The sequence below is a fragment of the Roseicella aerolata genome, assembly GCF_020523605.1.
In the GTDB taxonomy this organism is placed as follows: domain Bacteria; phylum Pseudomonadota; class Alphaproteobacteria; order Acetobacterales; family Acetobacteraceae; genus Paracraurococcus; species Paracraurococcus aerolatus.
This window is the reverse complement of the sequence record NZ_JAJAQI010000007.1, coordinates 73,132-85,777: the sequence shown is the minus strand read 5'-3', so window position 1 is coordinate 85,777 and position 12,646 is coordinate 73,132. Positions and strand designations below refer to the sequence as shown.

General features: G+C 70.7%; 12 protein-coding genes. 7 read left to right on the top strand and 5 right to left on the bottom strand.

From position 1 onward, the window contains the following. Positions 1 to 395 precede the first annotated feature (395 nt). The gene (locus tag LHA35_RS06485) at positions 396 to 1,727 is read right to left on the bottom strand and encodes an aminotransferase class III-fold pyridoxal phosphate-dependent enzyme (RefSeq protein ID WP_456316072.1); all 1,332 of its coding nucleotides are present in this window, start codon (positions 1,725 to 1,727) and stop codon (positions 396 to 398) included. 81 nt (positions 1,728 to 1,808) lie between these two features. On the opposite strand from LHA35_RS06485, the gene LHA35_RS06480 reads away from it, so the two are divergent. From LHA35_RS06480 to LHA35_RS06470, 3 genes are read left to right on the top strand one after another with little or no spacing between them, the layout of a single operon-like run. After that, complete coding sequence (locus LHA35_RS06480) at positions 1,809 to 2,333, top strand: DUF29 domain-containing protein (RefSeq protein ID WP_226606007.1); 525 nt, start codon at positions 1,809 to 1,811, stop codon at positions 2,331 to 2,333. Then, entirely contained in the window at positions 2,326 to 2,997 is a 672-nt protein-coding gene (locus tag LHA35_RS06475; protein ID WP_226606005.1) for a glutathione S-transferase family protein, read from the top strand. Before LHA35_RS06480 ends, LHA35_RS06475 begins: the two co-directional genes overlap by 8 nt. Positions 2,998 to 3,007: 10 nt before the next feature. Continuing rightward, on the top strand, positions 3,008 to 3,766 hold the full coding sequence (locus LHA35_RS06470) for an FkbM family methyltransferase (RefSeq protein WP_226606004.1): 759 nt from the start codon (positions 3,008 to 3,010) through the stop codon (positions 3,764 to 3,766). Here LHA35_RS06470 and LHA35_RS06465 read toward each other — a convergent pair. The 3 genes from LHA35_RS06465 to LHA35_RS06455 all read right to left on the bottom strand — a co-directional run bounded on the left by LHA35_RS06465 (position 3,754) and on the right by LHA35_RS06455 (position 6,994). After that, positions 3,754 to 4,479, bottom strand: coding sequence for an aspartate/glutamate racemase family protein (locus tag LHA35_RS06465; RefSeq protein WP_226606002.1), 726 nt, complete (start codon positions 4,477 to 4,479; stop codon positions 3,754 to 3,756). The genes LHA35_RS06470 and LHA35_RS06465 overlap by 13 nt on opposite strands. Before the next feature lie 97 nt (positions 4,480 to 4,576). Then, a complete protein-coding gene (locus LHA35_RS06460) occupies positions 4,577 to 5,755 on the bottom strand; it encodes an enolase C-terminal domain-like protein (RefSeq protein WP_226606000.1) in 1,179 nt (392 codons plus the stop codon). Positions 5,756 to 5,821: 66 nt separating this feature from the next. Continuing rightward, positions 5,822 to 6,994, bottom strand: a complete 1,173-nt coding sequence (locus tag LHA35_RS06455; protein WP_226605998.1) for a CaiB/BaiF CoA transferase family protein — start codon at positions 6,992 to 6,994, stop codon at positions 5,822 to 5,824. Between the two features lie 137 nt (positions 6,995 to 7,131). On the opposite strand from LHA35_RS06455, the gene LHA35_RS06450 reads away from it, so the two are divergent. From LHA35_RS06450 to LHA35_RS06440, 3 genes are all read left to right on the top strand, one after another. Beyond that, on the top strand, positions 7,132 to 7,908 hold the full coding sequence (locus LHA35_RS06450; RefSeq protein ID WP_226605995.1) for an enoyl-CoA hydratase: 777 nt from the start codon (positions 7,132 to 7,134) through the stop codon (positions 7,906 to 7,908). After that, positions 7,905 to 8,138: a zinc ribbon domain-containing protein gene (locus tag LHA35_RS06445; protein ID WP_226605992.1), complete on the top strand. Its 234-nt coding sequence runs from the start codon at positions 7,905 to 7,907 to the stop codon at positions 8,136 to 8,138. The genes LHA35_RS06450 and LHA35_RS06445 overlap by 4 nt, the downstream gene beginning before the upstream one ends. A gap of 79 nt (positions 8,139 to 8,217) precedes the next feature. Continuing rightward, the gene (locus tag LHA35_RS06440) at positions 8,218 to 9,204 is read left to right on the top strand and encodes a Bug family tripartite tricarboxylate transporter substrate binding protein (RefSeq protein ID WP_226605990.1); all 987 of its coding nucleotides are present in this window, start codon (positions 8,218 to 8,220) and stop codon (positions 9,202 to 9,204) included. A gap of 391 nt (positions 9,205 to 9,595) precedes the next feature. On the opposite strand, the gene LHA35_RS06430 is transcribed toward LHA35_RS06440, so the two are convergent. Beyond that, complete coding sequence (locus LHA35_RS06430; RefSeq protein ID WP_226605987.1) at positions 9,596 to 11,638, bottom strand: alkyl/aryl-sulfatase; 2,043 nt, start codon at positions 11,636 to 11,638, stop codon at positions 9,596 to 9,598. A 267-nt stretch (positions 11,639 to 11,905) separates the two neighbouring features. On the opposite strand from LHA35_RS06430, the gene LHA35_RS06425 reads away from it, so the two are divergent. Continuing rightward, on the top strand, positions 11,906 to 12,646 hold the full coding sequence (locus tag LHA35_RS06425) for a transposase (protein ID WP_226605985.1): 741 nt from the start codon (positions 11,906 to 11,908) through the stop codon (positions 12,644 to 12,646).

Sequence of the window (12,646 nt, the reverse complement as noted above, 5' to 3'; positions counted from 1 at the left end):
ATGGGGCGAGGCGGGCCGGTGGGCAAAGGGCCGGCCTCCGTCTGCGGTCCGGGCGGCCTTGCCATCGGCGAGGGCCGCCTGCGCTACCGGCAGGCAGAAAGTCCGGTTTGCAGCCGCCATCGGCGGCCGGGGCCGCGATGCGGTCCCTGGCCTATCCGCCTAGCCAGGGCGAAGGCGGCGTCAGCGCCCGAGGCCGCATCAATGTGTCTGCCTTGATCGGCCCCCCTGCAACCCCTCTTGCGCCTCCACCAGCCGTGGCCCCTTGCTCACCTTCCGGCAGCGTTGCCGGCGGCCAGGCGCCCGAGCAAGGCGGCCCGGTCGTCGGCAATGACGAGTTTGGGCGCAGGCAGCAGGGGGCACCTCCGGGGTGCCCCATGCCGATCAGGGCGTCCGGCTCAGGCCGCCTCGGCCCTGATCGCCTCCGCCAGCGTGCCGATCAGCCGGTCGACATGCGGCTTCTCCACGATCAGCGGCGGGGAGAGGGCGACGATATCCCCGGTGACGCGGATCAGCACCCCCTCGTCGAAGCAGCGGCGGAAGATGTCGAGCGCGCGCTGGGTCGGCTTGCCCGGGCGCGGCGCCAGCTCGATGCCCGCGATCAGGCCGCAGTCGCGGATGTCGATGACGTTGGGCAAGGACCGCAGGCTGTGCGCCGCCTCCTGCCAATAGGGCTCGATGGCGCGCGCCCGGCCCGGCAGGTCCTCCGCCCGGTGCAGCTCCATGGTGGCGATCGCCGCCGCCGCGGCCAGCGGGTGGCCGGAATAGGTGTAGCCATGGAAGAGCTCGATGCCCGAGGGCGCCGCATCCACCACCGCGTCATAGACCGAGTTCTTCACCGCGACGGCGCCCATCGGCACGGCGGCGTTGGTCAGCCCCTTCGCCATGGTCATGATGTCGGGTGTGACGCCCAGCCGCTCGGCGCCGAAATTCGTACCGATTCGCCCGAAGCCGGTGATGACCTCGTCGAAGATCAGCAGGATGCCATACTTGTCGCAGATGGCCCGCAGCCGCTCCAGATAGCCCTTGGGCGGCACCAGCACGCCGGTGGAGCCCGCGACCGGCTCGACCATCACCGCCGCGATGGTCTCGGCGCCGTGCAGCGCGACCAGGTTCTCCAGCGCATCGGCCAGGTGCGCCCCATGCTCCGGCTGGCCACGAGCAAAAACGTTCTCCGGGAGGCCATGGGTGTGCGGCAGGTGGTCCACATAGGGGAGCAGGGCGCCGAACTGCTTGCGGTTGCCGCCGATGCCGCCCACCGACATGCCGCCGAAGCCGACGCCATGATAGCCCCGCTCCCGCCCGATCAGCCGGACCCGGGAGCTCTCGCCACGGGCCTTGTGGTAGGCGAGGGCGATCTTGAGGGCGGTGTCGGCGCTCTCGGAGCCGCTGTTGGTGAAAAAGACCTTGTCCATTCCCTCCGGCGTCATCTCGGCGATGCGCGCCGCGGCCTCGAAGGCGATGGGATGGCCGAGCTGGAAGGTCGGCGCGTAGTCCAGGATGGCGGCCTGCTTCTGGATCGCCTCCTTGATCTCCACGCGGCCATGGCCGGCATTGCAGCACCAGAGGCCGGCGGTGCCGTCCAGGATCTCCTTACCCTCGGGGGTGTAGTAGTGCATGCCCTCCGCCCGGGCGAGCATCCGCGGGTTGGACTTGAAGTACTTGTTGTCCGAATAGGGCATCCAGTAGGCGTCCAGGTTGTTCGGACGCGACACGCTCATCTCGTTCATGCGAGGGGCTCCGGCAGTCGGCGCCAGGGAACACCCGCGCGGGCGGGGTGGCAAGCCGGCGCTGCCAGGATGGGCCCTGCCATGCTAGGAACGATGCCGGAGGAGCCCGCCGCCATGGATGGCAGCCTGCACGACCGCGACTTCTATGCCTGGACCCGGGAACAGGCCGCCGCCCTGCGCCGGCTGGCGGAGACGCGGCCGAACCTGGCCGAAGGACTCGATCTGCCCAACCTGATCGAGGAGGTGGAGGATTTGGGCAGCGAGCAACGCTTCCGGGTGGAGAGCAATTTGCGGCGGCTGCTCGAACACCTCATCTACCTGGCCGTCGAACCCGGTGCCCCGTCCGTCCGGCACTGGCAGCGGGAGGTCATCGTCTTCCGCGACAACGCCGTGCGGCGGTACCTTCCCTCCATGCGGCGGGAGGTCGAGCCGCGCCTCGGCCGCGTCTGGCGGACCGCCGGCAAGGCCGCCGCGGCGAAGCTCGGCCGCGACCTGCGCCACCTGCCCGAACCCTGCCCCTTCACCCTGGACGAGCTGCTGGACGAGGACGCCCCCCTCGACGCCCTGCTCGCCCGCCTGACCCCGGATGCCAAAGACCATGCCTGACGGCCGCCTCCTCATCGGCAACAAGCGCTACTCCTCCTGGTCCATGCGCGGCTGGCTGGCCGTGCATCTGGCGGGGCTCGACGTGGAGGAGGAGCTGATCCCCTTCGTCCGCTCCGAGGGCGGCGGCAGCACCCCGGCCATCGCCGCCCGGACGCCGGCGGGCCTTGTCCCCTTTCTGGAGCACAAGGGGGCGAAGGTCTGGGAGAGCCTGGCCATCTGCGAATACTGCGCCGAAGCCGCGCCCGGCCTCTGGCCGCAGGACCGGGCGGCCCGCGCCTCCGCGCGCTCCATTGCCGCCGAGATGCATGCCGGCTTCCGCGGCCTGCGCCAGGCCATGTGGTTCAATGCCGGCCGGGATTTCTCCGGCTTGGGCCGCACGCCGGCCGCCTTGGCCGACATCGCGCGGATTGAGGCGATCTGGGCGGAATGCCTGGCCGCGCATGGCGGGCCCTTCCTCTTCGGCCCGCGCTTCGGCTTGGCGGATGCCATGTACGCGCCCGTGGTCGGCCGCTTCCTCACCTGGCAGCCGGAGCTCTCGGCCACCACCCGCCGCTACATGGAAGCCGTGCGCGCCCAGCCGCTGGTCGACCGCTGGTACCGGGAGGCGCTGGCCGAGCCCGAGTCCTGGCTGCTGGCCAGCTACGAAACCCCGCCGGCCGCGTGAGCCATCGGGCGTGACGACGGCGCGCGCCATCGGGCGCAGCCTCCGCCTCTACTACCCGCCCGGCCGGGCGGAGCGGCTGGACGCCTTCCACCGCCGCTTCCTTGGCCCCGGGGAACTCGCCTTCGATATCGGCGCGCATGTCGGCGACCGGACGGCGAGCTTCCGCCGGATCGGCGCCCGCGTCGTCGCGGTGGAGCCGCAGCCGCGCCTCGCCCGGCTGCTGCGGCTGCTCTTCGGGCGCGATCCGGGCGTCGCACGGGTCGCGGCGCTGGTCGGCGCCGAGGCGGGGGAGGCGGTGCTGCGCCTCAACACCGCCAACCCGACGGTCGCCACCGCCAGCCCCGACTTCATTGCCGCCGCCGATGGCGCGCCGGGTTGGGAAGGCCAGCGCTGGGATGCCGAGATCGCGCTGTCCGTCACCACGCTGGACGCGCTGGCGGCGGCGCATGGCCGGCCGGACTTCGTGAAGATCGATGTCGAAGGCTATGAGGCGGCGGCGCTCGCCGGGCTTTCCTTCGCGCCGCGCACGCTCTCCTTTGAATTCACCACCATCCAGCGCGGCGTGGCGCGCGAATGCCTGGAGCGCCTCGCCGCGCTCGGCCCCCTTGCCTTCAATGCCTGCCTCGGCGAGAGCATGGAATTCGCCCATGCCGCGCCGCTGGATGCGGCCGGCATGGCCAGCTGGATCGCCGCCCTGCCGGCCGAGGCCAATAGCGGCGATGTCTATGCCAGCCTGGAGCCGGCGCGCATCACGCCTCAGCCGGCATAGAGCGCCGTCACCGCCGGCCCGTAGCCCGTCAGCACCCGCGGCGCCCGCGCCCGCACCGGCCGTGGCAGCCCGGCCAGCGCCGAGGCCAGCCGCACCGCCGCCGCCGTGCCGTCCACCAGCGGCACCGGCACAAGCGGCTGCAGCACCGGCGCGAGGCCCGCCAGCGGCCCGCCGGCCAGGATCACCGCCTCCGCCCCGTCCTGCTCGATGGAGGCGCGGACCAGGGCAAGGAGCCGCTCCTGCTCCGCCGCCCCCAGCACCGCGGGATAGGAGGCATCGGGCGGGCCCATGCGGAAGCCGGCGCAGCGGGCGCGGAGGCCATGGTGGTCGAGGCAGTCCTCGAACATCGGCCTGAGCGCCGCGGTGAAGGAGACGATGCCGAAGCGCCGCCCGAGCATGGAGGCCGCATGGAAGGCGGCCTCCGAGATGCCGAGGACCGGCACGTCCAGCAATTGCTTCGCCGCCTCCAGCGCCGGGTCGCCGAAGACGGCGATGACCGCGGCGTCATAGGTGCCGCGCCGCTCGGCCAGCGCTGCCAGGATGGGCGGGCCGGAGAGCAGCCAGTCGGAGCGGGTGACGATCAGCGGCAGGCCATAGGGGGCGGTCACCGCCTCGATCTCCGTGCCTTCGGGCGCCGCGGCGCGGGAGGCCTCGGCGATGCGGCCGGTGATCGCCTCCGTGGTGTTGCCGTTGACGACGAGGATGCGGGCCATGGGGGCGACTCCGGCGCGGGGTGGGCCGGCAGTTTGCCCGGCCCGGCGCCGAGGGGAAGGCGGGGCGGCGCCCGCCCCGGCGCGCGGCGGCTCGGCCCTACAGGTCCTTCAGCACCGCCCAGAGGCTGGACTTCGCCTCGAAGCCGATGCCCGGCACGTCCGGCATGCGGATCCGGCTGTCCTCGACCGGCGTGGCATCGGCGAAGCCGCCGAAGGGCGCGAAGACCTCCGGATAGCTCTCATTGCCGCCGAGGCCGAGCCCGACCGCGATGTTCAGCGCGAATTGGTGCCCGCCATGCGGCACGCAGCGCCGCGGCGACCAGCCATGCTCCTGCAGCATGTTCAGCGTGCGGATGTATTCGACCAGTCCGTAGGAGAGGGCGGGGTCGAATTGCAGGATGTCCCGGTCCGGCCTGAGTCCGCCATGGCGGATCAGGTTGCGGCAGTCCTGCATGGAGAACAGGTTCTCGCCGGTGGCGATCGGCGCGCTGTAATGCTCGGCCAGCGTCGCATGGGTCGCGTAGTCCAGCGGGTCCAGCGGCTCCTCGTACCAGCGCAGCCTGTAGGGAGCGAGGGCGGCGCCATAGGCGAGCGCCGCATGCAGGCCGAAGCGGCCGTTGACGTCCACGCAGAGGCGCGAGCCGTCCCCGCCGAGCAGCTTGAGGACGGCCTCGATCCGCGCGATGTCGAGCTTGAGGGCATCCTTGATCGGCGTGCCTGGCGCGCCGCCGATCTTCATCTTCACCACGCTGTAGCCGAGATCAAGGTAGCGCTGCATCTCGGCCACCAGCTCATCGAGGCCCTTGCCCGGGTAGTAGTAGCCGCCCGCCGCGTAGATCCAGGCCGTCTCGTCGGCCTCGCCCCCACGGTACCGGTTGGCCAGCAGCTTCCAGAGCGGCAACCCCGACAACTTCGCGGCCGCATCCCACAGCGCCATGTCGAGCACGCCGACCGCGACGCTGCGGTCGCCATGGCCGCCCGGCTTCTCGTTGCGCATCATGCTGGCCCAGGCGCCGGCCGGCTCCAGCCCGCCATCCTCATGCGCCAGGGACGCCTCCGGCGTCTCCAGCAGGCGGGGGATGAAGCGTTCGCGCAGCAGGCCGGGCTGGGCGTAGCGGCCGTTGCTGTTGAAGCCGTAGCCGGTGGCGCTGCGGCCCTGGCCGTCCTCGACCGTCACCGCGACGACCGATGCGGTCATCTTGGAGAAATCGATATAGGCATTGGCGATGGCGGAGGCGATCGGCACGACGCCGTCGCGGACCGAGGCGATGCGCATGGGCGTCGCGTCCCTCCCGAGTGGAGGCGCCCTGCTGACGCAGCCGGGCGCCCCGGTCAAGGACCGTCAGACGGCACCTTTCGCCTTCAGCGCCGCCACTTCCTCGGCCGGGACGCCGAACTCCGCCAGCACCTCGGCGGTGTGCTCGCCCCGCTCCGGCGTCGGCCGGCGCGGCGGCTCCACCCCTTCCAGGTTCATCGGCGCCCGCACCAGCTTCACCGTGCCGAGCGCCGGATGCTCCACCGGCCATTCGATGCCGAGATGCTGCACCTGGGGGTCGGCGAAGACCTGGTCCATGGAATAGACCGGGCCGGAGGGCACGCCGGCCTTGTTCAGCCTGGCGATCCAGTTCTCGGAGGTATCGGTCTCCAGCACCGATTGCAGCAGGGCATTGGTCTTCTCCCGGTTCTCGGCGCGGGACTTGTCGGTGGCGAAGGCCGGGTTCTTGGCCTGCTCCTCGATCCCGAGGGTCGCGACGATCCGGTTCCACATCTCCTGCCCGCCGCCGGCCAGGTTCATCAGCCCGTCCTTGGTGCGGAACAGGCCGGTCGGCACGGTGGTCGGGTGGTCGTTGCCGGCCTGCTTCGGCACCTCTCCCTTCATCGTCCAGCGGGTGGCCTGGAAGTCCATCATCGCCACCATGGCCTCCAGCAGGCTGGTATGGACCCAGCGGCCCTTGCCGGTCTGCTCCCGCTCCAGCAGCGCGACCAGGATGCCGATGGCTGTGTAGAGCCCGGCCGTCAGGTCGGCGACCGGTATGCCGACCCGCACCGGGCCCTGGCCGGGCAGGCCGGTCACGCTCATCAGCCCGCCCATCCCCTGAGCGATCTGGTCGAAGCCCGGCCGCTTCGCGTAAGGCCCGGTCTGGCCGAAGCCGCTGATGGAGCCGAGCACGATGCGCGGGTTGATGGCCGACAGCGACTCGAAATTGATCCCGAGCCGGTCCTTCACGTCGGGGCGGTAGTTCTCCACCACCACATCGGCCTTCTCGACCATCTTCCGGAACAGCGCGAGGCCGTCCGGGTGCTTCAGGTTCAGCGTGATGCCGCGCTTGTTGCGGTGCACATGCTGGAAGTCCGGCCCGTGCCGCTCGCCCCCCATGCCGCTGCCGGTGTCGATCTCCTCCGGCGCCTCGATCTTGATGACATTGGCGCCCCAGTCGGCGAGCTGCCGGACGCAGGTGGGGCCGGAACGGACCCGGGTGAGGTCGAGCACGGTGAAGCGGGACAGCGGCAGCATTCGTCGTTCCTCCTGGCGTCCTGACCCTGCCTTCTGCGGACGAAGGCGGGGACCAGCAGGCCGCCCCATTTGCGGTCCATGGCTTGATAACCGGCCCGGGCCCCGGCACCAATGGGTCCAACCCCGGGAGGAACCCCATGGACGAGCTGCTCTACGAAACGCGCGACGGCATCGGCTTCATCACGCTGAACCGTCCCCAGGCGCGCAACGCGATGACCTTCCCGATGTATGAGAAGCTGCGGGAGATCGCCCTTGCGGCCGGGGAGGACCGGTCGCTCCGCGCCCTGGTCATCACCGGCGCCGGCGAGAAGGCCTTCGCCGCCGGCACCGACATCTCGCAATTCACCGAATTCCGCACGCCCGAGGATGCCTTGCAGTACGAGGAGCGGATCGACCGCGTCCTCTCCGCGCTCGAGGCCTGCCCGAAGCCGACCATCGCCGCCATCGCCGGCGCCTGCACCGGCGGCGGCGCCGGCATCGCCGCGGTCTGCGACATGCGCATCGCCGCAGCCAATGCCCGCATCGGCTTCCCGATCGCGAAGACGCTCGGCAACTGCCTTTCCATGGCGAATTACGCGCGCCTCGCCGCGCTGATCGGCCCGGCGCGGGTCATCGACCTGGTCTACACCGCGCGGCTGATCGAGGCGGAGGAGGCCAGGGCGATCGGCCTGGTCTCGGAAGTGCTGCCCGACCACGCCGCGCTGCAGGCCCGGGCCGAGGCGCTGGCGCGCACCATCGCCGGCCATGCGCCGCTGACGCTGCGCGCAACCAAGGAGGCGATGCGGCGCCTCCGCCTCGCCGCCCGCCAGGTGGAGGGCGACGACCTGGTGACCATGTGCTTCACCAGCAACGACTTCCGCGAGGGCGTGGCGAATTTCCTCGCCAAGAAGCCGGCGAGCTGGACCGGGACGTGAGCCCGGCGCCGGGCCGCTGCCCCGCCTGCCGGGCCGATCTGGACGGCGGCCCGGTCCCCGCCGATCTGCGCCATCTGTTCGAGCCGCCCTGGCGCTGGTCGCGGGCGCTCGGCATCGCGGAGGGCGGCAGCACGGTGGCCTGGGAATGCCCGGATTGCGGCCATCGCTGGGACCGGCGGGCGACGCTGCGCGGCATCCGCCGCGTCCGGCGGGACGAGACGACGCATTGAGGCCGCCGCGCCTGCGTGGCGGCACGCGCGGGCGCCCACCAGGCCCGTGCTGACAGGACACAAGGGAGGATTAGGAAGAATGACCACACGTCGCCGGCTGCTGGGCACGGCCCTGGCCGCGCCCGTCCTGGCCCCGCTGGCCGCCCCCGCCCTCGCCCAGGCGCGCTGGGAGCCGACGCGGCCCGTCACCATCCTGGTCGGCTTCGCCCCCGGCGGCGGCACCGACATCATCACCCGCTTCCTCGCCCCCATCCTGCAGGCGGAGCTCGGCCAGCCGGTGGCGGTCGAGAACCGCCCCGGCGCCAGCGGCACCGTCGCCGCGCTGGCCGGCAGCCGGGCCGCGCCGGACGGGCACACCATGTTCATGACAACGGTCAGCGCCTCGGCCGTGGTGCCGCCGCAGATGAGCCCGCCGCCCTTCGACATCCACAAGGACCAGACGCCGGTGGTGCTGGCGGCGACCGTGCCGCTGGTGGTCGTGGTGCCGCTCTCCTCCCCGGCGCGCGACCTGGCCGGGCTGATCGCGCATGCCAGGGCCAATCCGGGGGCGCTCAACTACTCCTCCTCCGGCGTCGTCACGCAGCAGCACCTGGCGGCGGAACTGCTGGCCGCGGCGGCGGGCGTGAAGATGACCCATGTGCCCTTCCGCGGCACCGGCCAGGCGGTGAACGAGATCCTGGCCGGGCGCATCGACCTGGCGATCGACACCTTCCCCACCTACCTGCCGCATATCCGCGGCGAGCGGGTGCGGGCGCTGGCCACCACCATGCCGGACCGGATCGAATGGCTGCCCGACCTGCCGACGGTGGCGGAAAGCGGCTTCCCCGGCTTCGACGCCAATGTCTGGTACATGCTGATGGGCCCGGCCAACCTGCCGGAGCCGATCCGCGAGCGCTGGGCGGCGGCGGTGAACAAGGCGCTGCAGGACCCCGCGCTGCGCCCCCGCATCCGGGAGGCCGGCTTCATTCCCGGCGGCGGGACCAGCGCCGAGGCCGCGGCGCTGCTGCGCCAGGATGCCGAGCGCTACGCGGCGTTGATCAAGAGCGCGGGCATCAGGATCGAGTAGCCCGGCCGGGCTGATGATCGACAGCCAGGCCCTGCTGGCGCCGCGGGCGAAGGACGGGACAGTGCGGATGCTGGCGGTGGCCACCGCCCGCCGGTCCCGCCTGCTGCCGGAACTGCCGACGCTGCAGGAGGCGGGGGTGGCGGGCTATGCCGCGTCTTCCTGGCAGTCGCTGCAGGCGCGCCATGCGGAGGCGGGGATCGAGCCGCTGGCGGGCGGCCCGGCCGCGGCGGCGCGGTTCATCCGGGCGGAGGCGGAGCGGTGGGAGCCGATCCTGGGCGAGCGGCGCGCGGGCGGGGTAGGGCGCGGGCGGACAGCGCCAGGTTCGACCCGGAGCAGACTCTGGCTCGCCAAAGTCGCGCCGGGGCCGGCCCATCCGCTCGGAGCTCGCCCGTCACGGCGTGACGATGTTGAACCAGAACGGGAAGGTGTCGAACAGGCCGATGAATTCCGTCAGCGCTTCCCTGCGGCCGTCGATCTCGAGATCGCCGGACGCGATGGCCTGGTCCATCGACAACTCGCCTGTCTGCACCTGATCGAAGGTCGCCTTGGTGAGCGTCAGCTTGGCATCCGTCGTGGTCGGCTTCTTCGAGTAGTTGAGCACGCTGTTCTCGATAAGCAGCGCATAGGCCTGGTTCAGGTCGCTGAACTCCACCGTCAACGACAGCTTCTTGCCCATCGCCTTCTCGGCGTTGAGCTTCACCGCGAGATAGTCGAACGTCATCTCCGGCGGCATCGCCCGGATCGTATCCGGACCGGACGTGTTGAGTTCGCCGGCACTCGGCACCCCGTGCCGCAGTTCCAGCGCGCCCTGCAGATAGATCGAGCGCCAGGGCCCGGACTCGGCCTGATAGCCCATCTGCTCATAGGCATCCGCGAGCAGTTCCTTCGCCTCCCGGTTGTTCGCATCTGCGAAGACGATGTGCTTCAGCGCCTCCGCCACCCAGCGGTACTCGCCCTTGTCGAAATCGGCTTTCGCCTTCTGCAGGACCGCCGTCGCACCGCCCATGTACTCCGCGTATTTCCTGGCGGCCTCCTCCGGCGGCAACTGATCGAGCGTTGATGGATTGCCGTCGTAGAATCCCATGTAGCGCTGATAGACCGCGCGCGAGTTGTGCTTCAGGGAGCCATAGTATCCGCGGTTGAACCACGCCTTGTCGAGCTCCGGCGGCAGCCTGATCATGTTGGAGATCTCGACCCCGGTGTAGCCCTTGTTCATCAGGTTCACCGATTGGTCGTGGATGTATTTGTAGAGATCTCGCTGCTTCTTCCAGTAGTCGATGATCTTGGCATTGCCCCACATCGGCCAATGGTGCGCCTGGAACTTCACCTCCGTGTTGTCGCCGTAGAGCTCGATCGTCTCGTTGATGAACTTCGCCCATGCCAGCCCGTCACGGACCTGCGCCCCGCGCAGGGTGAGAAGGTTATGCATGGTGTTGGTCGTGTTCTCCGCCATCCACATGGCGCGGAACTGCGGGAGATGGGTGTTCATCTCCGCCGGGGCCTCGGTGCCCGGCGTCATCTGGAACACCATGCGGACGCCGTCGATGGTAACGTCCTCGCCGGTCTGCCTGATCTCGCGCGTCGGCAGCAGCAGGCCGCTGTTGCCATGACCAACCGTCTGGCCAAGGCCGGCATTGACGCCGCCCTGCGGATTGCGCGACAGGAGAGGCCCGTACATGTAGATGCCGCGCCGTGCCATGGCGTTACCTGCGATCACGAACTCGCTGATCGCGTGTTCGGTGAAACCCGCCGGCGCAATGATCTGCACCTTGCCGGCGCGCACATCCGCCTCATCAACCAGGCCCCGGACGCCGCCGAAGTGGTCACCATGGCTGTGGCTGTAGACGACGGCGAGGACGGGCCGCTGGCCGAGGTGCTGGCTGACCAGTTCGTAGGCCGCCTTCCCGGTTTCGAGGTTGCTGCCAGTGTCGAGAATGATCCAGCCGGTGTCGCCCTGGACGAAGGTGACGTTGGCGAGGTCGTAGCCCCGCACCTGGACGATGCGGTCGTGCACCCGGAACAGGCCGTACTGCATGTTGAGCTGGGCATTGCGCCACAGGCTCGGATTCACCGTGTCCGGCGCAGGCTTATCGACATCGATGAACGACTTGTACGCCTCCAGGTCCCAGACGATGCCACCTTTCGCGTCTCGGATCGTCAGCGTGTCGGGCCGCGCGATCAGGCCACGCGTGGCGTTCTCGAAGTCATCGCGGTCGTTGAAGTTCAAGTAACTCCGGACCGCCTCGTTTGCCGCGCGGGTTGCCGCGGTGGCCGGCTTGGATTGCGTGCCGCTCGCTACAGACTGCGCCTGGGCGGTTCCGACAAGGCGCGAGGGCAGACCGAGAAGAGCAAGTGCCGGGCCCGCCGTCATGATGTCGCGTCGGTTGAGGTCGGTGCGCGGAGAAGCGCCGAGAGCGGGGTGACTTTTGGTCATACGTCCTCCCTACCGCTGATCATGCGGCTCCAAGCGGATTGCCCGGGCATTCCCGGAAATACGGGGCAGGGTCCATCGATCGAAATGTGCATCTCAAGCCAATTCAGGAGCGGGCGCCGCGGAAAGTTCGGATTCCGCCCTTTCCGGCTGTTTGGCGACTGCGCCGCCCGGCCTGCAATCGCGCGCCCCTCCGGCGGTCCTCCTTGACTATTTTCCTATTTTCTGCTTTCGTTCCAGGTCCTGGTGCCGCCGCCGAGGACCCCGCCCATGCCCCGCCGCCCCCGCCACCCCGATCCCCCCATGCCTCCCGGCCTCATCCCGGCGGACTTCATGCGGCGCCACGACCTCTGGCGGCGGCTCTACCTCGACCCCTTCACCTGCCTCACGCCGCGCCACGCCTGGGCGCCGCTCACCGATGCGGAATGGGCCGCCCTCGTCCCGCTGCTGGAGGAAACCGGCTGCGGCCTCGCCTGCCCCGGCCGGCCGGGGGAACGCATGGCCGATGTCCGCGGCAGGCTGGATGCCATCTTCCGCGCCGTCATGCTGAAGCGCCCGGCGCGGGAGGGCGGCGGGCGGGCGGCCTGGTCGGCCCTGCCGCCCGAATTCGGCAAGGCCGACACGGTCGCGCGCACCTACCGGCGCTGGGCGCATCGCGGGCTCTGGCTGCGGCTACTGGCCGCCGTCGCCACGCCGGGGGCGGCGCCGGCGCTGCGGGCGCTCGCCTACCGGGCCTGCTGCGCGGTGCGGCGCGGCATCCGGATCATGGGGCTGAAGGCCATCATGCTGGCGCGCAAGCTCCGGCTGTTCAGCGCCCTGCCGGCGCCTTCCCCCTGGCTGCCCGATCCCGAACTGTCCGAGATCTACATGCCCGTCTGCCTTCGCATCGCGCAGCATGCCTTCGACCATCCCGGCTGGTGGCCGCCGCGCCCGCTGCTGCGGCTGATGCACTCCCTGCACGCCATCGCCGGCGGCCGCACCCGCATCCGGCGGGACTGGGAGCCGGCGTGA